This is a genomic window from Pseudomonas sp. KCJK9016 (genome assembly GCF_046231795.1).
Classification (GTDB): Bacteria; Pseudomonadota; Gammaproteobacteria; order Pseudomonadales; family Pseudomonadaceae; genus Aquipseudomonas; species Aquipseudomonas bananamidigenes.
This window is the reverse complement of the sequence record NZ_JBJJMM010000034.1, coordinates 1-22,300: the sequence shown is the minus strand read 5'-3', so window position 1 is coordinate 22,300 and position 22,300 is coordinate 1. Positions and strand designations below refer to the sequence as shown.

16 protein-coding genes and 1 pseudogene are annotated in these 22,300 nt (G+C 61.6%); 16 read left to right on the top strand and 1 reads right to left on the bottom strand.

The window, feature by feature from the left end:
* Positions 1-147: 147 nt before the first annotated feature.
* The 6 genes and pseudogenes from ACK6BI_RS24865 to ACK6BI_RS24840 all read left to right on the top strand — a co-directional run.
* Positions 148-1,401 carry an MFS transporter gene (locus ACK6BI_RS24865; RefSeq protein WP_409319157.1) on the top strand — a complete coding sequence of 418 codons (1,254 nt, stop codon included), beginning with the start codon at positions 148-150 and terminating at the stop codon, positions 1,399-1,401.
* Between the two features lie 9 nt (positions 1,402-1,410).
* On the top strand, positions 1,411-2,541 hold the full coding sequence (locus ACK6BI_RS24860; RefSeq protein WP_409319156.1) for an acyl-protein synthase: 1,131 nt from the start codon (positions 1,411-1,413) through the stop codon (positions 2,539-2,541).
* Position 2,542: 1 nt separating this feature from the next.
* Entirely contained in the window at positions 2,543-4,993 is a 2,451-nt protein-coding gene (locus tag ACK6BI_RS24855) for an aldehyde dehydrogenase family protein (protein ID WP_409319155.1), read from the top strand.
* Positions 4,977-6,266, top strand: a complete 1,290-nt coding sequence (locus ACK6BI_RS24850) for a phenylacetate--CoA ligase family protein (protein ID WP_409319154.1) — start codon at positions 4,977-4,979, stop codon at positions 6,264-6,266. Before ACK6BI_RS24855 ends, ACK6BI_RS24850 begins: the two co-directional genes overlap by 17 nt.
* Complete coding sequence (locus ACK6BI_RS24845) at positions 6,266-7,210, top strand: GNAT family N-acetyltransferase (RefSeq protein ID WP_409319153.1); 945 nt, start codon at positions 6,266-6,268, stop codon at positions 7,208-7,210. The genes ACK6BI_RS24850 and ACK6BI_RS24845 overlap by 1 nt, the downstream gene beginning before the upstream one ends.
* Positions 7,117-7,311 (top strand): annotated as a pseudogene (locus ACK6BI_RS24840) (hypothetical protein); the annotation flags it as partial. The gene ACK6BI_RS24845 and the pseudogene ACK6BI_RS24840, both read left to right, overlap by 94 nt.
* Here the strand turns inward: ACK6BI_RS24840 and ACK6BI_RS24835 are convergent.
* Positions 7,251-7,784, bottom strand: a complete 534-nt coding sequence (locus ACK6BI_RS24835) for a hypothetical protein (RefSeq protein ID WP_065257991.1) — start codon at positions 7,782-7,784, stop codon at positions 7,251-7,253. The pseudogene ACK6BI_RS24840 and the gene ACK6BI_RS24835 sit on opposite strands and share 61 nt — an antisense overlap.
* Before the next feature lie 374 nt (positions 7,785-8,158).
* On the opposite strand from ACK6BI_RS24835, the gene ACK6BI_RS24830 reads away from it, so the two are divergent.
* The 10 genes from ACK6BI_RS24830 to ACK6BI_RS24785 form a co-directional block, all read left to right on the top strand.
* Positions 8,159-10,150, top strand: a complete 1,992-nt coding sequence (locus ACK6BI_RS24830; protein ID WP_409319152.1) for a methyl-accepting chemotaxis protein — start codon at positions 8,159-8,161, stop codon at positions 10,148-10,150.
* A 158-nt stretch (positions 10,151-10,308) separates the two neighbouring features.
* Positions 10,309-10,755, top strand: coding sequence for a DUF411 domain-containing protein (locus ACK6BI_RS24825; RefSeq protein ID WP_409319151.1), 447 nt, complete (start codon positions 10,309-10,311; stop codon positions 10,753-10,755).
* Positions 10,755-11,189 (top strand): YqaA family protein, encoded by a 435-nt coding sequence (locus ACK6BI_RS24820; RefSeq protein WP_409319150.1) that lies wholly within the window; start codon positions 10,755-10,757, stop codon positions 11,187-11,189. Before ACK6BI_RS24825 ends, ACK6BI_RS24820 begins: the two co-directional genes overlap by 1 nt.
* An 85-nt stretch (positions 11,190-11,274) precedes the next feature.
* Complete coding sequence (locus ACK6BI_RS24815; RefSeq protein ID WP_409319149.1) at positions 11,275-12,300, top strand: alpha/beta fold hydrolase; 1,026 nt, start codon at positions 11,275-11,277, stop codon at positions 12,298-12,300.
* Between the two features lie 13 nt (positions 12,301-12,313).
* Positions 12,314-13,267, top strand: coding sequence for a D-2-hydroxyacid dehydrogenase family protein (locus tag ACK6BI_RS24810; RefSeq protein WP_409319148.1), 954 nt, complete (start codon positions 12,314-12,316; stop codon positions 13,265-13,267).
* Between the two features lie 528 nt (positions 13,268-13,795).
* Positions 13,796-15,382, top strand: coding sequence for a glycogen synthase GlgA (glgA, locus tag ACK6BI_RS24805; RefSeq protein WP_409319147.1), 1,587 nt, complete (start codon positions 13,796-13,798; stop codon positions 15,380-15,382).
* An 18-nt stretch (positions 15,383-15,400) separates the two neighbouring features.
* Complete coding sequence (treZ, locus tag ACK6BI_RS24800; protein ID WP_409319146.1) at positions 15,401-17,203, top strand: malto-oligosyltrehalose trehalohydrolase; 1,803 nt, start codon at positions 15,401-15,403, stop codon at positions 17,201-17,203.
* Positions 17,200-19,278 (top strand): 4-alpha-glucanotransferase, encoded by a 2,079-nt coding sequence (gene malQ, locus ACK6BI_RS24795; RefSeq protein WP_409319145.1) that lies wholly within the window; start codon positions 17,200-17,202, stop codon positions 19,276-19,278. The genes treZ and malQ overlap by 4 nt, the downstream gene beginning before the upstream one ends.
* Positions 19,275-22,049: a malto-oligosyltrehalose synthase gene (locus ACK6BI_RS24790; protein WP_409319144.1), complete on the top strand. Its 2,775-nt coding sequence runs from the start codon at positions 19,275-19,277 to the stop codon at positions 22,047-22,049. The genes malQ and ACK6BI_RS24790 overlap by 4 nt, the downstream gene beginning before the upstream one ends.
* 29 nt (positions 22,050-22,078) lie before the next feature.
* Positions 22,079-22,300 (top strand): DUF2934 domain-containing protein (locus tag ACK6BI_RS24785; protein ID WP_409319143.1); only part of this gene is annotated, 222 nt, incomplete at its 3' end.

The window sequence follows — 22,300 nt, the reverse complement described above, 5'->3', positions numbered from 1 at the left end:
GTGCCGGACGTTTCGCTACTGACTGTAGGAGAACAGGACTTCGCAACATTAGGCAGATTCTCAACACAACCGGTCACATCAATACCGTAGGAATACGCCCCGCTCGCTCCTAGCCTTCGCCTTCCCAACTGAAGGCTATCAGCGCGCATGCAACGAACACTCATTCACATCTCGCCACTGAAAACATCAGGCTTCTGCCTTGCCATCTCGCTGTTCGAATGGCTGACCTACATGGCCAGCGACATGGTCATGCCGGCCATGCTTGCCGTCACCGAAGATCTTGGAGCCCATCCGCGCCATATCCCCAACGCATTCAATCTGTATCTGATCGGAGGCGTCTGCCTGCAATGGCTGATCGGGCCTCTGTCCGACCGATTCGGCCGTCGCAAGCTGCTGTTAAGCGGCTGCGCCCTCTTCGGCGTCACCTGCGCAGCAGCGGTCGCCACACCCGGTATCGAAATCTTCAACGCATTGAGGCTGCTGCAAGGCATGGGCCTGGGATTCGTGGTGGCCGTCAGCTACCCCGCACTTCAGGAAGTGTTTTGTGAGGCGGATGCCGTGCGGCTCATGGCGCTGCTTGGCAACATCGCATTGCTGTCCCCCTTGCTCGGCCCGTTACTCGGCAGTCTGCTACTGGAATGGCTGAGCTGGCGCGAACTGTTTCTGGGTCTGGGTCTGACCGCCGCGATCGCGTGGTTCGGGCTCTATGCCTGCATGCCCGAAACCGTCGGGATCGTTCGTCGCGATGGCGGCAGGCAGGCTGCGATTCCACTGTCCTGGCGCCAGACTCGTCTTCGGTACGCGGCCCTGTTGCGCAACCGGAACTTTCTCGGTGCAAGCCTCGCGCTCGGGCTCATGGGTCTGCCACTGATCGTCTGGATCGGCCTCTCACCCGTGTTGTTGATCCAGTTGCTGGGCCTGTCGACCCGAGAGTACGCCTTGTGGCAGATCCCGATATTCGCGGCGGTCATCGTCGGCAATCTGATCCTTGACCGTTTGCTGGCATTGCGCGAGCTGCCGCAATTGATTCGCCTGGCGCTCTGGCCGTTCTGCCTGGGGCTGCTGATCCTGCTGGCCGGCGCACTGACCGGCGCCTCACTCGGCCTGTTGATCAGCGGTCTGGTGCTGTACGCCGTGGGTCTGGGCATCAGCAATGCCGCGCTTTATCGGCTGGCACTGTTTTCCAGCGATGACAGCAAAGGCCTGGTGTCCGCGGCGATCGGCATGATCTCGATTGCCGTGATGGGCGCCGGCGGCTCGATCATCGCCGCGATCGGCGGAGGCTCCCGCCTTGAATCCTTCGCCTTGTGGGCGGCACTCGGCGGTCTGCTGAGCCTGCCATTCCTGTACCGGTTTCTTCGGGCTTCAAAGCCGCAAACCTTTTCCTCGAACCAGCCATAAGGACATCCGATGTTCCATTTCCCTCACAGCGACGCGCTCTGTGCGTTGACGCGACCCTATTGTTCGGGGGCCGTGCCTACGGCGTTATTCGACCAGGCCATGGCCGAAATCAGCCGGTTCCATTGTGAACACACACCCGGCTACGAACATTGGTTGAACGCCAACGGCCTCACCGCGGCGGACCTGGACAGCCTCGACGACTGGTCGCAACTGCCCCCTATCTTCGCCAGTTTCTTCAAACAGCAACAACTGCTCAGCCCGACCGGTACAGATGCACTGGAGCTGACGTCGTCAGGCACCAGCGGCCAGAAAAGCCGCATGCGCTATGACAAGCGCAGTCTTGAGGCCGCCCAATTCATGGTCGAACGGATTTTCCACCACTATGGCTGGGACAACCCGCAGGCGCCGTGCAATTACTTGCTCCTGAGCTACGAGCCCGAGGCAAGCCTGCGCCTGGGAACCTCTTTCACCGATCAGTTTCTTTGCCGGTTCGCGCCCGTCAATCGCGTGGTCCATGCACTGCGCCGCACGGGTGGCAGTCATGAGTTCGACGGTTTTGGCGTGATCACGGCCTTGCAATCCTTCGCCGAAGAAGGCTTGCCGGTGCGGATCTTCGGCTTCCCTGCCTTTCTCTGGCAGACCCTGCAACGCATGCGAGCCACGGGAGTGCCCGACCTGCAGCTGGCCGAGGGCTCAATGGCACTGTTTGGCGGTGGATGGAAGACCCATGCGGCACAAGAAATCCCTCGACAGCAACTGTACGAGCGAATCCATGAGCAGTTAGGCATCGAGCCGTCCCGCTGCCGCGACGGTTACGGTGCGGTCGAACACCCGGTGCCGTATCTCGAGTGTGCTCACCATCATTTCCATGTTCCGGTCTATTCGAAGGTCTTCGTGCGCCATCCATCCGACTTCACGGTGTTGTCTTACGGTCACCAGGGCTTGCTGAGTTTCGTCTCGCCCTACATTTCCTCAAGCCCCGCCCACGCGGTGGTCATGAGCGATCTCGCCACCCTGCACCCAGGCGCCAGCTGCGGCTGCGGTCTGTCCGCCGACTGGTTCGAACTGCATGGCCGCGCCGCGACCACCGCCGGCAGAAGCTGTGCCATGGCCGCCTCTGAACTGCTTGGGGCTCTCTGACATGTACCTGATCAATGGCCAGCTTCACGACGAATGCACCCTCGACCTCGCACTGGAAAAGCTTCACCTGGATTTGCCGCATCGGTTGGCCGAGGCGCTGGACACATCGACCGTCCTGGGCGCCGCAGCCACCTTTGCCACGCGCTTGCAAATTCCGGATCCGGCATTGCCCCTGGATCCCGAACAACGCCAGACGCTGATCGAGTTCTGCCAGCCCGATGCCCTGCGGCGCAAGCTTGAGCGCGAACTCGGTGAACAACCAGGCTCCCTGCGCCGCATTGATTATCGTCAGTCGCGTTTCGAGCGCTGGAGCCCGCTGGGTCTGGTGGTTCACATCACCCCGGGCAATGCGCCGCTGCTGGCTTTTTGCGCCGTGATCGAAAGCCTGCTGGCCGGCAACGTCAACTGGCTGCGCCCCAGCAGCAGCGATCAGGGCCTGACGGCGCGATTGCTCCACGCCTTGACGCAGTGTGACACGACTGGCCGGATCGCCGGGCATGTCGCCGTCATACCGACCACCACTGCGCAGATCGGCCAACTCTGCCAATGGGCCAACGGCGTGTCGGCGTGGGGAGGCGAAGCGGCGCTGCAGGCCATACGTCAACAACTGCCACCGGGATGTCGCTGGATCGACTGGGGCCACCGGATCAGCTTCATCTACGTGACACCGACGGCCATCTCGCCGCAAGCGCTGGACGCCGTGGCCGACGAAGTCTGTCGTCTCGATCAGCAGGCCTGCTCCAGTCCGCAATGGTTGCTGGTGGACAGTGACGACGAAAGCACCCTGCAAGCCATCGGCAAGAGCCTGGCCGAGGCGTTTGAGCGCCGCTCCCGACACTGGCCGGCCTTGTTGCCTTCGGTCCAGGAAGCTTCGGAAATCACCACCCGCATGGCGATGGCACACCTGGCTTACAGTTTTGCCGGGACTCGTGGTCAGGTCTGGCAGGCATCTGACTGGCGGATCATCTGGTCCCACGACCCGCAACTCGCCCCCTCGCCCCTGTTTCGCAGCCTGCTGCTCAAACCACTGCCACGCAGGATGCTCACAGGCACGCTGTTACCCTGGCGAAACGTGCTGCAAAGCGCCGGGCTGATCTGTACTGAACACGACATGGCCGAGCTGGCTCGGACCCTGATTGCCGCCGGTGTCACCCGGATCACTCCGGTACAGACCATTCACGAGGGTTACGAAGGCGAGCCCCACGACGGCGTCTATGCCTTGCAGCGCTTGAGCCGCCGCGTGTCGGTCAGCCTGCCGGCCACGGCGCTGGCAGCCCGCGCCACGCTCGACCCGGTGCCAAAGCTCCCTGATGTGGCCGACTTTCCGATCATGAGCAAAGACGCCTTCGTTGCCCGCCCGCCCCATCCAGCAGCGCGGCTGTACTTCCGCTCCGGCGGCAGCAGCGGTATTCCGGTACTGTCCGGTTTCAGCTATCGCGACTTCGATCGGCAGATGCGCGCCACCGCCGACGGGCTGTTTGCGGCAGGTCTCGATCCTGAACGGGACCGAGTGATGAACCTGTTCTTCAGCGGCAGCCTGTACGGCGGCTTTTTCAGCTTTTCCAAAGTGCTGGAGTTGCTGGGTGTCACACACCTGCCGATGGGCGCACCGGCCGATGACGACTATGGCGAAATCACGCAGTTGATCATCGATCGGCGCGTCACCGTACTGATCGGTATGCCGAGCACCCTGCATCGCCTGTTCCTCAGCGAACAGACACGGCTGCGTGACTATGGCGGGATCGAAAAGGTCTTTCTCGGCGGCGAACATCCTGGCGAGCAAAGCCTTGCGTTGATGCGTGAATGCGGCGTCCGGCTGATCCGCTCGGCGGTGTACGGCAGTGTCGATGCAGGGCCGCTCGGCCATGCCTGCCCGGCCACCGACGATGGCGTGTTCCACCTGATGAGCGATATCCAGCATCTGGAAATTGTCGATTTCGACGCCGATCGACCGGTGACCGGCAGTGAAACCGGACGGCTGGTATTCACCTCCCTGGAGCGGGAAGGTCAGGACGTCCAGCGCTACGATGTCGGCGACAGCGGCCGCTGGATTCCCGGCGCATGTGAATGCGGCCTGCCCGCTCCACGCTTCGAACTGCTGCAGCGCCACGGCAGACTGATGCGCATCGGTACGGACTTCATCTGCCTGACGCAACTGGCCGAGCATCTGCAGAGCGAATTCCAACTGATCCTCGAGCATGCCCCGGACGGCCTGGAGCGCATGCGAGTTCGCAGTCCGCGGCAAGCCGACGACGTCCGGCATCGCTTGTCGGGTTATCCGACGCTGGCCGAGCTTATCCAGACAAACCTGCTGACCGTCGAGGTTGAGACCTGCGGCAGCGAGCGATTCACCCGCAACCGGCACAGCGGCAAGACGCCGCTGCTGATCGACAATCGAAGGGTTCGTCCGTGTGCCGACCAACAAGGAGCCGAATATGAACACACGCTTTGAACTGGCAGAACTGGTGACGTTTGCGCGACAGCATTCGGATTTTTATGCGAATCACTACGCCGGACTTCCCTTGCAGTTGTCCTCACTGGAACAACTGCCGGTGATTGACCCGGCGCAATACTGGCAAGGCAGCCCGGACCTTGACCAATGGCCTGTTCTGACAGCACCGCTGAATGACGCCCTGATCTTCAAGACGGGAGGAACCACCAGTGCCGGCAGGTTTTCACTGTTCAGGCGCGAAGAGTGGCAGACCCTGGTGGCCGACTTCGGGCGCAGTCTCGATGAGCAGTTGAGCGACGGGGACCGGATCGCCAACCTGTTTTTTGTCGGGGACCTGTATGCCAGTTTCGTCTTCACCCATGATGCGCTGGCGCACGTACAAACCGAAGTCGTGGAGTTTCCGTTCACCGGTCATGTCGACTCGAACACTCTGGCTGATGCAATCGTCCGGCACCGGATCAACGTGCTGGCCGGTGTGCCCGCCAATCTGCTGTCCTTCGCTGCGTGGCTCGAACGGCATGACCGTGTCCTTGGGGAGGTCACCACCCTGCTCTACGCCGGCGAAAGCCTGTTCGACGCACAGTTGCAACGGCTGGCACAAGTGCTCCCCAATGCCCGAGTGGCGTCCATCGGCTATGCCAGCGTGGACGCCGGGTTCATCGGCGCCAGCCATCGTGACTGCGACCTGGGTGAACACCGGGTCCCGGAGGGGCACGCCGTGCTGGAGATCCTCGACGAACAGACCGGTGAGATAATCGAAGCGTGTGACCGTGTCGGACGCCTGGTGACGACCAACCTCACGCGCCGGTTGATGCCGTTGATCCGTTACCCGGTCGGCGACCGTGCCTGCTGGCGCGAGCCGAGCGGGACGTCCCGACGCAAGTTCGCGCTGATGGGCCGCTGCGCCGACAGCCAGCGGATCCGAGTGGGCATTCTGACCTTGTTGCCGCAATCGATCGGCGAGACCGTGCGGCGCGTCACCGGGAGCGACGATTGGCAGCTGGTGATCGAGCAGGACGGGGTAATGGATATCCTGCGCCTGCTCTGGGCGCCGGACACCATGGCAGCGGCGACGAGTGAAACCGATCGAGCGCTTTACAGTGCACTGATCGAGGACTACCCGCTGATCGAACAACTGTGCGCCGATCACTTGCTGGCGTTGCAGATTCTTTGCTGCACGGTTCAGGACCTGGCAAGTGATCCTCGCTCAGGCAAACGTCAGCGAGTGGTGGATCGACGTGTCTACAACGGCTCCCGTCTGGAGGATCGTTGATGGCGTCGATCATCCTGCGTGATTACCGCACCAGTGACGCCGTTGCCGTGAGTCGCCTGTTCAGAAGGATCTACGGCGACCATTACGCTCAGCCGCATGTTTACCTGCCGCTCATGATCAGCCAGAACCATGCCGACGGCCGTTGGCACTCGTTAGTGGCGGTGACGAACGATGAGATAGCGGGACATGCCGCGTTGATGCTTGACCACGGCGCGTCGGTCGCCGAACTGGCACTGAGCGTGGTGGATCCACAGTTCCGTGGCCGGCATGTCGCTACACGCCTTGGCCGACACTTGCTGATCCATGCGCAGGCGCTCGGCTATCAGGGGGTCACGATCAAGCAAATGACCCATCACACGCACACACAGAAAATGGCCGCCAGGCTTGGTTTTCACAACACCGGATTATTGCCCGATCATGCACCGTCGCCCTTTGGCGATGGCGTGGCGGAATCACTCGTTCTGGGTTATGCCCCTGTGGAAGGTTGTCGCCGCCCACTGCCGGCATTGGCCTGGCCGGACGGGTGTCGTGAGTTCATGCAGAGGATGTGTGACATATTCGGAACACGATCGGACGTTCCGCCCTGGCTCCGCTCGCCCGCGCAACTGGAACAGCGATGGGGACGATATGACGGGATATTCAGCGAAATTGACGACGGTTTGCTCAGACAATTACAGCAATTGCCCGCTCATTGGCTGATATCGATCAGGCTCAGGCTCGCACAGGGCTTCGACAATGCCTGGCGCCGGCTATCGAAGACCGGGTTCGTGTTCACCGGACTGGCGCCCGATGACAGAAGTGAGGGATGGCTGGCGTTGTTTCATCGCGGATTCCAGCCCGGATCCCTGACACTGCATTGCCCGCGAATGCAGTTGTTGCACGATCACATGCTGCGGCAGATGACCTCACCGGCGACGCTCCAGGCCTGCGGCACGGGTCCATGAACGCAAGGGCCCGCTCCGTTACCGGGGCGGGCCCTGCCTTTTACGCCTTGGCACTGACGCCTTTGTCGGTCGGTAGCACACGCTCACCGCCCTGCCCATAGGTTTTCAGGCTTTGCAGCACATAAATGGCTTTCTTGTACTCCGGGATCAACCCATTGGCGTACTTGTTGCCCTTGAGGCTGTTGTTGTTGATGGTGTCCAGTTGCGTGGCGAAATACTCCAGCGCGTTGAACTTGGCATCCGGGTCTTTCTGGATGCCGAAACGATCGAACTTGTCACCGGCATTGAGCAGCGTCATCGACGTCACTTCGGAAATAAGGCCGCGACTGCGCAAGAACTCGCTCAGCTTGCCCAACTGCTTGGCCGACACGTTCTCCGGGTCGAAGCCCTTGATGCTTTTGTGCAAACGCTGCTTGTCCATTTCCGCCGTGTTGAGAACGGTGGGGTCGTTGCCGACCAGGGCCAGCATCTGCTTGACCTTCACGCTTTGAGAAACCGGTTTGCTCGAACTGGCGGTATCTCGAACCAGCAAACCCGCCTTGGGTTGCCAGGCTCCGGTATAGCCAACGGTCATGAGCGTGCTCCTTGCGAAAAGAACATGAAAAATATCCTTGTGGAACGTCTTGAATTGCCCGGAGTATCGGCCGCGGAACGGATGCCACCAACGAATTTTTCACATTTTTACAATTTATGTACATTTCCGATACATATTCACGCCCACCCCGAATTTACGGGTCAAGAGGCTTCTTCAGAGCCTCGATAAAATCGATTTTTTACTCTAACGAACGAGCTGGTTAGTTTGAATGTGTCAACTCTGATACTTGCCGGTCGTGTTTTTTTAGCACGCAAGTACCTAAAGCTTCCCTGCACCTCGACGATATCTAAGGGATACCCCTACTGCGCTGCTCTTCGCCCCTAATAAGAAACACTGCTCAAGGACCGGTTTACATGCCAGCACTCCGTACCATTCAGGCTCGTTACACACTGTTTCTGGTTCTTTTCATACTGCTGCTGTCGATCCTGACGGTGGTCGGCATCAGTCAACTGGTTGCCCCGAAATTGCGCCACACCGAAGAGCAGGTGGTGCTGAACCGCATTGCCGAGGTTGCCGAACAGATTCAGGGTGAACTGAACAAGGTTCAGTCGCAGCAACGCAGCATCACCCAGACCATTCCTCTGCTCGACAGCGCCGCCATCGACACCGTACTGCCGGGTCTGGTGGACCAGTACGGAGAGTTGAAAGTCTTTGGTGGTGGCATCTGGCCGTTGCCCGGCCAGCGTGAGGCCGGTCGCAACAAGTTCAGCACCTTCTGGCACCGTGACAGCTCCGGCAAACTTGCCGTGAACACTTTCTGGAACAGCGACGCGGCACCCAACTATTACGACCAGAGCTGGTACAAGGGCGGCATGCAGACGCCACGCGGCCAGTGCGCCTGGGCCGCCGCCTACAAGGACGACGCCAGCGCCGAGCCGCGCACCAACTGCGCCATGGCCATTCAGAAAAACGGCGCCGCGTGGGGCGTATCGACCATCGACGTCACGCTGGGATTCTTCAACGAACTGGTGGCACGCAAGGAAAAAGACCTCGACGCCGAAATGCTGATCGTCGAGGCCGACGGCAAGATCATCAGCAACAGCACGCGCATCAGCGGTCCGATCGTGTTGAAGAACATCAGCGAACTGACCCCCAGCTCAACCTTCGCCAACCAGGTCAAGGCCGGTCTGCAGAAGCCCGATCAGGCACAGCGCGTGGAGTTCGACAACAACGGTGAAGCCAGCACCTTTTTCATGCGTCCGATCGAAGGTACACCGTGGTTCCTTGCCACCGCCCTGCCGACCCGAATGCTCACGGCCCAGCGTGATGACGTGCTCAGCAGCCTGAGCCTGCTGCAGATTCCGCTGGTGGTCCTGCTGGTCCTGTTGCAGGTCTATGCGATCCGCCAACTGGTTGCACGCATGAAGGCGCTCAAGGCCAACATCGATTCGCTGTCCAGCGGCGATGCCGACCTGACCCGCCGCATCACCATCCGCGCCGAAGACGAGCTGGGAGCCATTGGCCATTCGGTCAACACCTTCATCGCGTATCTGCAAAACATGATCGGTGAGGTCACCCAGGCCACTGGCGCCATGGCCTCCAGCCTCGACAACCTGCAGCGCACATCGGCACACACCAGTCAGATCCTGATGCGCCACGCCTCGGAGACCGACCAGACCGTCACCGCCATCAACGAGATGAGTTCCACCGCCGAAAGCGTTGCGCAGAACGCCGCCGAAACCGCCGCGTTCACCCAGCGGGCCAACGAGAACGCCGACCGCTCACGAATCGTGGTCGGTGAAGCGACCAGCAGCGTCGTGGCATTGATCGACGAAGTGGCCAGTGCCACGCACAAAGTCGAAAACATGCAACAGGACGCCCAGCGCATTACCGAGATTCTGGGTGTGATCGGGGCGATTGCCGGCCAGACCAATCTGCTGGCGCTCAACGCTGCCATCGAAGCCGCCCGTGCCGGCGAGCAGGGACGCGGGTTCGCCGTGGTGGCCGACGAGGTCCGCGCCCTCGCCGCCCGGACCCAGGCCAGCACGTCAGAGATCAATGAAATGCTGGCCCGTCTGACTCAAGGTGTGAGTTCGTCGGTCAGCGCCATGGAAAACACCCAGGCCAGTTGTCAGTCCGCCGCCGATGCCACTGCACGGGTCACCAGCGGGCTCGATGACATGGCCGGTTCCGTCAGCCACATCAACAGCCTCAGTGCCCAGATTGCCACCGCCGCCGAGCAGCAGAGCGCCGTCACCGAAGAGATCAACCGCAGCATGGTGCAGATCCGCCACATGGTCGATGAGCTGGTGCAAAGCGGCCAGGCCAGTGAAACCAATACCCGTCAACTGCTGGAAGCCAACAGTCGGGTGAGTGCGATCATGGGACGGTTCAAGGTCAGCTGACAGCATTGTCATCTTGCGCTAAGGATGCCGTCAGCCTTGATCCACGATCATGCTGACGGCCTGTCTTGTATCAACTGGAAACACTCCGTTGATGCCCGGCAGGAAAAACCGGTCAAAATGCGTTCTTTTTTGACTGTCATCCGAGTCGAGAACCCTTCATGAAAAAGTCTCTGCGTCTGGCTGCCCTGAGTGCGCTGTTCATCTCATCCCTGGCGCAAGCCGCCGACCTCATCCCGATCGAAGTCCACCGCGACGCCAACTGCGGCTGCTGCAAAAAATGGATCAGCCACCTGGAGGCCAACGGCTTCAAGGTCGAGGATCACGTCGAAAGCGACATGAGCCGCTTCAAGCAACAACACGGTGTTCCCCCTCGCCTCGCGTCCTGCCACACCGCGATCATCAACGGCAAATTCGTCGAAGGCCATGTCCCGGCGGAACAGGTACTGGCCCTGAGCAAGCGTGATGACCTGCTCGGCGTGGCGGCTCCCGGAATGCCGATGGGCTCGCCGGGCATGGAAATGGATGGCATGAGCGACGCCTATCAAGTGATCGGCCTCAAGAAGGACGGTACCGATGTGGTGGTGGCGGACTACCCGGCCCATTGATGACGGTGGGTTATCTCGGGCTGTTCCTTGCTGCGTTTGGTGCGGCAACGCTGTTGCCGCTGCAATCGGAAGCCGTGCTGGTCGGGCTGCTGGTCAGTGATCACTATTGGCTTTGGGGCCTGCTGGCCGTGGCGACCCTGGGCAATGTCCTCGGTTCGCTGGTGAACTGGTGGCTCGGGCGCGGACTGGAACGGTTTCGGGACCGGCGCTGGTTTCCGGTAGGCCCCAAACATATGGCCCGCGCCCGCGCTCACTATGAGCGTTATGGACACTGGTCGCTGCTGCTCAGTTGGTTGCCGGTGATCGGTGACCCTCTGACGCTGATCGCCGGCGTCATGCGTGAACCGATCGGGCGCTTTCTGTTGATCGTGACGCTTGCCAAGGGTGCCCGCTATGGAGTGCTGGCGATGCTCACGCTTGGCTGGCTCGGTTGAACCATCTGGCGCGGGCATTGCCTTTCTTTAACCTCGCCCTAATCCGGCCGTTCCACCCTCAACCCATTTCCTGTGGAGTTGCCCAATGTCTGTGTCGCTGACCCGCTGGCTGCCCGGCCTGCTGTTGACCGCTGCCCTGCCCCTGTTCGCCCATGCCGAAGGCCCGACATACGGCCCGGAACTGCAAGGTTTCGATTATCCCTACACCCTCAAGCACTTTGCCTTTCAGTCCCAGGGCCAGTCTCTGCAGATGGGTTACATGGACGTCGCCGCCCACGGCAAGGCCAACGGGCGCACGGTGGTGCTGATGCACGGCAAGAATTTCTGCGGCGCCACCTGGGACAGTTCGATCAAGGCCCTGAGCGAGGCCGGTTACCGGGTGGTCGTCCCGGACCAGATCGGTTTCTGTAGCTCCAGCAAACCCGATCATTACCAGTACACGTTCCAGCAACTGGCGGCCAACACTCAGCAGTTGCTGAAAGCGCTGGGCATCCAGAAATCCACCCTGCTCGGCCATTCCACGGGCGGCATGCTCGCCACCCGATATGCGCTGCAATACCCGGATCAGGTCGAGCAACTGGCGCTGGTCAACCCGATCGGCCTGGAGGACTGGAAAGCCCTTGGCGTGCCGTGGCGCAACGTCGATCAGTGGTACCAGCGTGAACTGAAGGTCACCGCGCAGGGCATTCGCGACTATGAGCGCGGCACTTATTACGACGGTCGCTGGAAACCCGAATTCGACCGTTGGGTAGACATGCTCGCCGGCCTGAGCAACGGTTCGGGCAAGACTCAGGTCGCCTGGAACTCGGCGCTGATCTACGACATGATCTTCACCCAACCGGTGTACTACGAGTTCAAGGACCTGAAAATGCCGACCCTGCTGCTGATCGGAACCTCCGACACCACAGCCATCGGCAAGGACATTGCGCCACCGGAGGTGAAAGCGAAAATCGGCCACTACGAAGTGCTGGGTAAGCAGGTGGCGAAGCTGATCCCGCAATCCACCCTGGTGGAGTTCCCTGGCCTGGGCCACGCCCCGCAGATGGAAGAACCGGCGCAATTCCACCAGGCACTGCTCGGCTGGCTGAACAAGACCAATCCCGTTCGTTGAGGAGTCAAGGCTGATGGCGGTGCAGATTGCAGTGATCGATGACTGGCAGGACGTGGCACGCGACGTGGTCGACTGGTCGGTACTCGACAGTCTCGGTGAAGTGACGTTTGTCCATGAGTACCCGGCGGACAACACCACGCTGGCCGAGCGTCTGGGGCGATTCGAGGTGATTTGCGTAATGCGCGAACGCACACGCTTCGATGAAGACCTGCTCAAGCGCCTGCCGAACCTCAAGCTGCTGGTCACCGGCGGCATGCGCAACGCGGCGCTGGACCTGCCGGCCGCCGCCCGACTCGGAATCAAGGTCTGCGGCACCGATAGTTACAAGCATGCAGCACCGGAACTGACCTGGGCTTTGATCATGGCTGCCACCCGCAATCTGGTGAACGAAGTCAACGCCCTGCGCGCCGGCCAGTGGCAGCAGGGTCTGGGCGGTGACCTTTACGGCAAGACGCTCGGCATTCTCGGGCTCGGCAGTATCGGCCAGCGAGTGGCGCAATTCGGTCAGGTGTTCGGCATGCGCGTGATCGCCTGGAGCGAAAACCTCACCGCCGAGCGCGCTCAAGAAGTCGGCGTCACTTATGTGAGCAAGCAGGCGTTATTCGAACAGGCCGACATATTGTCCGTGCATCTGGTGCTCAGCGACCGCAGTCGTGGGCTGGTCAATGCCCAGGCACTGGACTGGATGAAGCCGACCGCCCTGCTGGTCAACACGGCACGCGGGCCGATCGTAGACGAAGCGGCGCTGATCAAGGCCCTGCAGAAACAACGCATCGCCGGGGCAGCCCTCGATGTGTTCGACCAGGAGCCGTTGCCGGCACTGCATCCGTTGCGCACGCTCGACAATGTTCTGGCCACACCCCACGTCGGCTACGTCAGCCGACAGAACTATGAGCAGTTCTTTTCGCAGATGATCGAAGACATTCAGGCCTGGTCGGCGGGAGAACCGATTCGCCTGCTGAACTGACTCACATTGGCTTCGCGGGCTGTCCGTGCCCGCGAAGCAGCATCCACTGACCGCCCGCCAACATCACTGCCCGCACCGCAACAGTGCATCGGCACGTTTCTCGCGCCCAAAAACATGACTGAGCAGTCACCGTTTTGCATCCTCCGACACCGACAACATGCACTTCGTCGGTGCGCGCGCGCTCCCACGCCACGGTTTTCGTGAGTCAGCAACAGATTGTCGAACAATTCATCCGATTGCCCTGGCCCGCTCTAGGATCTGACCTAGACTGGTTTTCTCGGGGTCAGACCGAGCGGTCACAAAGCCGAAAATTAATCGAAACTTTTGCTGATCGCACCGGGTCATCTGAACAACAGGGCCTAAGCGTTTGGTTCATTCCTTGCAGCGGCCTCTTCACCCATTCTGCTTGCGCGTGTTGGGTAGCGTTTGCTCACCGATGCGTGGCGCGTTTGCGCCCGGCCACAGGATCCGGCCATGGACATCGCTTGTTCAAGACAAGAATCAGATCAAACAAAACGGGAGATTCATATGATCAGTGCGGCATTGGATATTCAGGGAGAACGTGCTCACCAGCCGGTCGGTGAATCGGGCAACACGAGCGTTCCCGGCAGCCGGTCGATCAGCGTCCCGGGTACGAAGACGCGGAAACCGGTAGTCAGTCAGAACCCCAACAAGAAGAAAGTATTGTTCGTGACCTCGGAAATCGCCGATCTGGTGAAGACCGGCGGTCTGGGTGACGTTTCTGCCGCCCTGCCCCGTGCGATGGCGCATCTGCATGATGTCCGGGTGCTGATCCCCGGTTACCCGCAAGTGATGAACAGCGAAAACCCGATCCATATCATCGGTGAACTGGGTGGCCATGCCGCGCTGCCCCCCTGCAAGATCGGGCGCATGGACATGCCTGACGGTCTGGTCATCTATGTGTTGATCTGCCCTGAACTCTACGCTCGCGATGGCGGTCCCTATGGCGCCAACAATGGTCGCGACTGGCCGGACAACCACATTCGTTTCGCCCGACTGGGGCTGGCTGCCGCCGATATCGCCGCCAACCTTGCGCAAATCCACTGGTGCCCGGATCTGGTGCACGCCCACGACTGGCCTGCCGGTCTGGCACCCGCCTACATGCACTGGCGCGGGCAACGCACGCCGACCCTGTTCACCATTCACAACCTGGCCTATCAAGGCGTGACCAGCCTGGGTTCATGCCCGGAACTCGGTATTCCCGCTCACGCCCTGCAACAGGAAGGCATGGAGTTCTACGGCAAGATGTCGTTCCTCAAGGCCGGCATGGCCTATTCGAGCCACATCACCACCGTCAGCGCCACGTATGCACAGGAAATCACCACCCCGGATTTCGGCTGCGGCCTCGACGGATTCCTCGCCGCCAAGACCCAGCAAGGCTTGCTCAGCGGCATCCCCAACGGCATCGACGAGAGCTGGGACGCCGCCACCGATCCTCATCTGTTCGCACCCTTTGCCATCGGCGACTGGGAAGGCAAAGCCGTGAACGCCGCCCATGTGCGTGAACTGTTCGGCCTTAATGAATCTCAAGGTCCGCTGTTCGCCGTGGTCTCGCGTCTGGTTTACCAGAAGGGCCTGGACCTGACCGAAGCGGTGTCCGAGTACATCGTGCAGAACGGCGGCCAGATCGCCATCATCGGGCGCGGCGAGCCTGAAGAAGAACAGGCCATGCGCGAACTGGCCCTGCGCTTTCCCGGCCAGATCGGCGTACGCATCGGCTTCAATGAAACCGACGCCCGCCGAATGTTCGCCGGCAGCGACTTCCTGCTGATGCCCTCGCGCTACGAACCTTGCGGTTTGAGCCAGATGTATGCCCAGCGTTTCGGCTCGTTGCCGGTGGCGCGCAATACCGGCGGGCTGGCGGACACCATCGAAAATGGTGTCACTGGATTCCTGTTCAACGAGTCCACGGTGGACAGCTACCGCGAAGCCCTGAGCCGTGCCTTCAAGGTGTTTGCCTTCCCCGACCTGCTCCACGCCATGCGCTGCCGGGCGATGGCGGCGCCGTTCAACTGGTGCAAGGCCGTCGAGCCCTATGCCGAGCTCTACGAACAACTGGTGGCCAAGGCGCTGGGTAAAACGCACCACAAATAACCAGGGAGGTTTTCAACGATGCCGTTACGGTCCCCTGAAACCTGGCCCCACGGCGCGATCATGCTGGATGCCGACCATACGCAGTTCGCATTGTGGGCGCCGGATGCGTTTTACGTCAGCGTCGAGCTGGACGACGGCCAGTCCCTGCCGATGCTGCCACAGGCAGACGGCTGGTTCGTGATCAAGAGCCGCTGCCCCGCCGGCAGTCGATATCGTTACAACATCGACGGCGAACTGGAGGTGCCCGACCCGGCCTCCAGGGCGCAGGACGGCGACCTCGACCGCCACAGTGTGGTGGTCGACCCGCACCTCTATGCCTGGCGGAACACCACGTGGCAGGGTCGCCCCTGGAATGAAGCGGTGATCTACGAGCTGCATGTCGGCGCCCTCGGCGGATTCGCTGAAGTCGAACAACATCTTGCGCGCCTCGTCGGTCTGGGCGTCACCGCCATTGAATTGATGCCGATCGCGCAGTTTCCCGGCGATCGCAACTGGGGTTACGACGGCGTGCTGCACTACGCGCCGCAGGCTTCCTATGGCACGCCGGAGCAGCTCAAGCACCTGATCGACAGCGCTCACGGCTACGGCCTGGCGGTGATTCTCGACGTGGTCTACAACCACTTCGGCCCCGACGGCAATTACCTGCATCGCTACGCCAAAGGCTTCTTTCGCGAGGACAAGCACACACCGTGGGGCGCGGCCATTGATTTCCGCCGCCGTGAAGTGCGGGACTTCTTCATCGAAAACGCACTGATGTGGCTGCTGGAATACCGTTTCGACGGTCTGCGTCTGGATGCAGTGCATGCCATCGAGGATCCGGACTTCCTGCAAGAACTGGCACAGCGCATCCGTCAGCAGGTCGACCCGTCGCGGCACGTCTGGCTGACGGTGGAGAACGAGCACAATCAGGCCAGCCTGCTGGAAGACGCCTACGACGCCCAGTGGAACGACGACGGCCACAATGCCCTGCATGTGCTGTTGACCGGCGAAACCGATGCCTATTACGCCGACTACGCCGAACACCCCACGGAACAACTGGCCCGCTGCCTGAGCCAGGGTTTCGTGTTTCAGGGTCACCTGACCCGCCATGGCAAACCCCGTGGCGAGCCGAGCGAGCATCTGCCGTCCACCGCGTTCGTGCTGTTCCTGCAGAACCATGACCAGATCGGCAACCGCGCCTTCGGTGAACGCCTGCATCGACTGGCCGATCCTCGCGCCCTTGAGGCTGCCACCGTTTTGCTGCTGTTGTCACCGATGATTCCGCTGATGTTCATGGGGGACGAGTTCGCCGCCGAACAGCCGTTCCTGTTTTTCACCAGTCATCACGGCGAACTCGCCAGGCTGGTGCGTGAAGGCCGGCGCAACGAATTCGCCGCATTCAGCGCATTCACCGATCCGCAACGCCGCGAGCAGATACCCGACCCCAACGCCGAACAGACATTCCACGCCTCGCAACCAAGACTGGTCGGCAGCGGCTCGTCGAAACAGCAAGCTACTCTGGCGCTGTATCGTCAGCTGTTGCATTTGCGCCACCAACACATCATTGCGCACCTGCCCGGCACCCAGGCACTTGGCGCTCAGGTTCTGGGGTTTGGCGCCGTCAGTGCGCGCTGGCGACTGGGGGATGGCAGCGAGCTGCGAATCGACCTGAACCTCAGCGACACGCCCGTGGTCAACCCACCACAGGCCGACGCGGTGTGGCTCTTTCGACAACCGCCTGCCGCCGACCTGCAGGACACGGGGCAACTGCCCCCGTATTGCGCGCTCGTCAGCCTCACGGCCGCAACCCCTTTGCCCCCACTGGATGGAGAGCGCCTATGAGTGATGCGCAACTGGAAATTCTTGCCAGCCGGGCCGGCCTCGCGGTCGACTGGATCGACGCCAACGGGCGTCCACAAAAAGTTGCACCTGCCGTGCTGCGCAATGTACTGACCGGGCTCGGTCACCCGGCCAACACAGCCCAGGAGATCGACGCCAGTCTGCTTGAACTGCAACAAGCGCAACAAAATCGCCAGCTTCCTCCTCTGCTGACTGCCGATGTCGGCGTGGGCCTGGATCTGGCGCGTTATTTCGAACCCGAAAGCCCCTGTGAGATACATCTGGAGGACGGTACACGCCTGTCCCTCAAGCTCGATGCGGAAGCGATATTGCCCGGTGAGATCCCGGTCGGTTATCAGCAAGTCCACATCGCCGATCAACATTTCACCCTGGCCGTGGCGCCCGAGCGCTGCTTCAGCGTGGGCGACGCCGTGGACAGCCCGATTCCCCGTGTCTGGGGCCTGAGCGTGCAGCTCTATAGTCTGCGCCGCCCGGGAGATGGCGGCTTCGGCGATACCCAAGCCCTCGAGGATCTGGCCCGCAGCGCCGGCGAACGCGGTGCCGACGCCCTGGCGATCAGCCCGCTGCACGCGATGTTCAACGCCGACAACGGGCGCTACAGCCCCTATTCACCTTCCAGCCGTCTGTTCCTGAACTCACTGTATGCTGCGCCCGGGACGATCCTTGGCGAGCGGGCCCTGCGTGACGCCATCGACGCCGCCGGACTGGCGGATCAGTTTCAGCAACTGGAAGACCTCAAACTGATTGACTGGCCTGCAGCCGCCGACGCCAAGCAAAAGCTTCTGCAAGCGTTGTACGAAGGCTTCATCCGTGGCGAGCATCCGCTGCAGGCGGACTTTTCCAGCTTCCGCGATGCAGGCGGCGAAGCACTGGAAAATCACTGCCGCTTCGAAGCCATCCAGGAAATGCGTGCCGCCCGAGGGGAAAACCTCGACTGGCGCGAATGGCCCGAACACTGGCGCGACCCGCGTGGGGCGGCTCTCGCGGCCTTCGCCGAGGAGTATGCCGAGCGCATCGGTTATTTCGCTTTTTGCCAGTGGTTGATCCATCGCTGTCTGGAGCGTGCACAAAATGCCGCCCGCGGCGCCGGCATGGGCATCGGCCTGATCGCCGACCTGGCGGTGGGCGCCGATGGTGCCGGCAGTCAGGCCTGGAGTTTTCAGGACGAACTGCTGGCCTCACTGACCGTCGGCGCGCCACCGGACATTCTCAACCGCTCCGGCCAGGGTTGGGGCATCTCCGCGTTCTCCCCGGAGGGGCTGGTGCGCAACGGCTTCCGCGCCTTCATCGACATGCTGCGCGCCAATTTCGCCCACGCCGGCGGGCTGCGCATCGACCATGTCATGGGGTTGCAACGGCTGTGGGTCATTCCCAAGGATTCGCCACCGGCCGACGGCGCCTACCTTTATTACCCGATAGACGACTTGCTGCGTCTGCTGACCCTTGAATCCCATCGGCATCAGGCGATCGTGCTGGGTGAAGATCTCGGCACCGTGCCTGACGGCCTGCGGGAAAAACTGATCGCCCGGGCCATGCTCGGCATGCGTGTGCTGCTGTTCGAACAGGACAACACCTGGTTCAAGCCGATCCTCGACTGGCCGGACAACGCCCTGGCCACCACCAGCACCCACGATCTGCCAACGCTCAACGGCTGGTGGCATGGTCGGGACATCGACTGGAATGCACGACTCGGGCTGATCGACGCCAATGGCGAGATCGACTGGCGACGTTATCGCGAGCGCGAACGCGACGGCTTGCGCAATGCCCTGAGCCAGGATCCGCAAAACTTTCGCGAAGAATCCCACGAAGCCGATCAGGTGGTCGACGCCAGTGTCCGCTTCCTCGGCCATACCCGCGCGCCATTGGTACTCCTGCCGCTGGAAGACGCGCTGGGCCTGGATGAACAGGCCAACCTGCCCGGCACCATCGACACCCACCCGAATTGGTCGCGGCGTTTACCGGGAACCAGCACAACCCTGCTTGACGGCGTCGATGCCGCCCGGCGCCTAGAACTGCTGGCCTGTGCCCGCCTGCAAGCCGCCGAGCGTGACCAATGAGTACCGTGCAGAACCAGAACGTGCGCGCGACCGTGCGTCTGCAGTTTCACAAGGGTTTTACCCTCGATGACGCCGTGCCATTGGTGGCGTACTTTGCCCGGCTCGGTATCAGCCACATTTATGCCTCGCCGCTGCTGGCGGCCCGTGCCGGCTCCATGCACGGTTACGATGTGGTCGATCCGACCCGGGTCAACCCCGAACTTGGCGGGGAGCCGGCATTGCGCCGTCTGGTGACGACCCTGCGTGAACACGACATGGGCCTGATCCTCGACATTGTCTCCAATCACATGGCCGTCGGCGGCAACGACAATCCCTGGTGGCTCGATCTGCTGGAATGGGGCCGGCTCAGTCCTTATGGCGAATTCTTCGATATCCAGTGGCACTCGCCCGACCCATTGATGGAAGGCCAATTGCTGTTGCCATTCCTCGGCAGCGATTACGGGATTGCGTTGCAGGAAGGGTCGCTGCCACTGGTGTTCAATGCCGAGTGCGGCACCTTCCACGTCGAGCACTACGAGCACCACTTCCCGATCTGCCCTGGCGATTACGGCGAACTGCTCAACAGCGATGAACCCATGAACGAAGCGCTCAAGTCGCTGGCCGACCGTTTCAGCGCCCTGAGCTACCAGACCGATGCCCGCTCGCTGGCCATCCCCCTCAAGGAAGAATTGCAGCAACTGGCCCGCGACCCGCACATTCTGCAAACCCTGCAGAACAACCTGGCGCGCTACGACTCGAAGACCGACGACGGCTTCCGGCGCCTGCATCAACTGCTGGAGCGACAAAGCTATCGCCTGGCGAGCTGGCGCACGGCGGCGGATGACATCAACTGGCGACGTTTCTTCGACATCAATGAACTCGGCGGTCTGCGGGTCGAGCGGCCTGCCGTGTTCGAAGCGACCCATGGCAAGATTTTCCGCTTGATCGAAGAAGGCCTGATCGACGGTCTGCGCATCGACCATATCGACGGCCTCGCCGATCCAAGGGGGTATTGCCGCAAGCTGCGTCGGCGCCTCGATTTTCTGGCACCGGGGCGACACCTGCCGATCTACGTCGAAAAGATTCTCGGAGCAGGTGAAACCCTGCGCGCCGACTGGGCGGTGGATGGCAGCACCGGTTACGAATTCATGAATCAGTTGTCGCTGCTGCAACACGACCCGGACGGCGAGCACGTGCTTGGCGACTTCTGGCATCGCCGCACCGGGCGGCCCGCCATGTTTATCGAAGAAGCACGACTGGCCCGTCAGCAGATTCTCAACGGTTCGCTGGCCAGCGATAGCGAGAGCGTGGCTCAGGCACTGTGGCAAGTGGCGCGGGACGACCTGATGACCCGCGACCTGACGCTCGGCTCGATTCGCCGGGTATTGCAGGCGCTGATCGTGCATTTCCCGGTGTACCGCACCTACATCAGCGCCATGGGCCGTTCAGAGCAGGATGAAGTGTTTTTCCGCCAGGCCATGGAGGGCGCACGCCAGACATTGGCCGAAAGCGACTGGCCGGTGCTTGAATCCGTGGCCGGCTGGCTCGGTGGCCAGCCCTGGCGACACAAGCCACGCGGGCGCTCACGCAAGATCCTGCGGCATGCCTGCGTGCGCTTTCAACAACTCACCTCTCCTGCTGCCGCCAAGGCCGTGGAAGACACCGCGCTGTATCGCTCGGCAGTGCTGCTGTCGCGCAATGACGTGGGCTACGACACCGAACGCTTCAGCGCGCCGGTCAGTGATTTTCACGCGACCAATCGACACCGCCTGGCGACATTCCCCGACAACCTGCTGGCCACCGCCACCCACGACCATAAACGCGGTGAAGACACCCGCGCGCGACTGGCCGTGCTCAGTGAGCGCAGCCACTGGTACACCGAGCAGGTCGAGTTGTGGCGTGCCCTCGCCCGGCCGTTGCGCCATGACGACCAGGCGCCGTCGACCTCCGATGAGTTGATCCTCTATCAGGCGCTGATCGGCAGTTGGCCGCTGGAGCTGCGCGACGACGATCAGGCCGGACTCGCCGACTATGCCGGGCGTATCTGGCAGTGGCAGCAAAAGGCCTTGCGCGAAGCCAAGCTGCAAAGCAGCTGGAGTGCGCCGAACGAGGCCTATGAGCAGGCTGCGCAGTCCTTCACCGAGCAGTTGTTGACGGCTGCCGAGGGTGAGCTGTTGCGCGGGGCTCTGGTCAAAAGCGTCAACAGCATCGCCGCTGCCGGTGCGCTCAACGGGCTGGCGCAAACCTTGCTGCACATGACCGTGCCGGGGGTGCCGGATCTGTATCAGGGCAACGAGTATTGGGATTTCAGCCTGGTCGATCCGGACAATCGCCGGCCGGTGGATTACCGCCTGCGCGAGCAGTCGCTGAAACCTGCCGCCGTATCGGAACTGCTGTCGAACTGGCGCGACGGGCGCATCAAGCAAGCGTTGATCGCGCAGGTACTGAACCTGCGCGCCGAACACATCGAGCTGTTTCGCCGCGGCTCGTACCAGGCTCTCGAGGTGTTGGGCAGCCAGGCGCATAACGTGCTGGCGTTTGCCCGTGAACACGAAGGGCAACGGGCAATCGTGATTGTGCCGATTCGCTGCGCGAGCTTGCTCGAAAACGCTGCCGTCCCTCAGGTGGACGCGCTGCGCTGGGGCGATACGCGGGTCGAGTTACCGTTCGCCAGCTGCGACGAAAATCTGAAGGGACTTTTTTCAAGCAGCGCAGTCACAAAAAACAGGGAGCTGGAGGTCAGCGCTGCGCTGGGGGATGTCCCGGTCAATCTGTTTATCCAACACTTCTAGAAGCATGAGTTCATTTCAGGAGCATTGCGATGAGTACCGACGATAAACGCATCCGCGAATTCGCCTACCAGATCTGGGAGTCGGAAGGTAAACCCGAAGGTCAGGAAGAACGTCACTGGGAGATGGCGCGCAAACTGGCCGAAGCCGAGGCCCTGGCGCCGAAAAAATCGCCGAAGGCTGCCGGCAGCAAGACCGCTGGCAAGACCACAACCACCAAACCCGCCGCAAGCAAGGCCACCGCTGCCAAACCC

Excerpts from the sequence above, each read along its gene's own strand:
- ACK6BI_RS24865 (WP_409319157.1), top strand. The coding sequence starts at position 148 with ATGCAACGAACACTCATTCACATCTCGCCACTGAAAACATCAGGCTTC.
- ACK6BI_RS24860 (WP_409319156.1), top strand. The coding sequence starts at position 1,411 with ATGTTCCATTTCCCTCACAGCGACGCGCTCTGTGCGTTGACGCGACCC.
- ACK6BI_RS24855 (WP_409319155.1), top strand. The coding sequence starts at position 2,543 with ATGTACCTGATCAATGGCCAGCTTCACGACGAATGCACCCTCGACCTC.
- ACK6BI_RS24850 (WP_409319154.1), top strand. The coding sequence starts at position 4,977 with ATGAACACACGCTTTGAACTGGCAGAACTGGTGACGTTTGCGCGACAG.
- ACK6BI_RS24845 (WP_409319153.1), top strand. The coding sequence starts at position 6,266 with ATGGCGTCGATCATCCTGCGTGATTACCGCACCAGTGACGCCGTTGCC.
- ACK6BI_RS24835 (WP_065257991.1), bottom strand. The coding sequence starts at position 7,784 with ATGACCGTTGGCTATACCGGAGCCTGGCAACCCAAGGCGGGTTTGCTG.
- ACK6BI_RS24830 (WP_409319152.1), top strand. The coding sequence starts at position 8,159 with ATGCCAGCACTCCGTACCATTCAGGCTCGTTACACACTGTTTCTGGTT.
- ACK6BI_RS24825 (WP_409319151.1), top strand. The coding sequence starts at position 10,309 with ATGAAAAAGTCTCTGCGTCTGGCTGCCCTGAGTGCGCTGTTCATCTCA.
- ACK6BI_RS24820 (WP_409319150.1), top strand. The coding sequence starts at position 10,755 with ATGACGGTGGGTTATCTCGGGCTGTTCCTTGCTGCGTTTGGTGCGGCA.
- ACK6BI_RS24815 (WP_409319149.1), top strand. The coding sequence starts at position 11,275 with ATGTCTGTGTCGCTGACCCGCTGGCTGCCCGGCCTGCTGTTGACCGCT.
- ACK6BI_RS24810 (WP_409319148.1), top strand. The coding sequence starts at position 12,314 with ATGGCGGTGCAGATTGCAGTGATCGATGACTGGCAGGACGTGGCACGC.
- glgA (WP_409319147.1), top strand. The coding sequence starts at position 13,796 with ATGATCAGTGCGGCATTGGATATTCAGGGAGAACGTGCTCACCAGCCG.
- treZ (WP_409319146.1), top strand. The coding sequence starts at position 15,401 with ATGCCGTTACGGTCCCCTGAAACCTGGCCCCACGGCGCGATCATGCTG.
- malQ (WP_409319145.1), top strand. The coding sequence starts at position 17,200 with ATGAGTGATGCGCAACTGGAAATTCTTGCCAGCCGGGCCGGCCTCGCG.
- ACK6BI_RS24790 (WP_409319144.1), top strand. The coding sequence starts at position 19,275 with ATGAGTACCGTGCAGAACCAGAACGTGCGCGCGACCGTGCGTCTGCAG.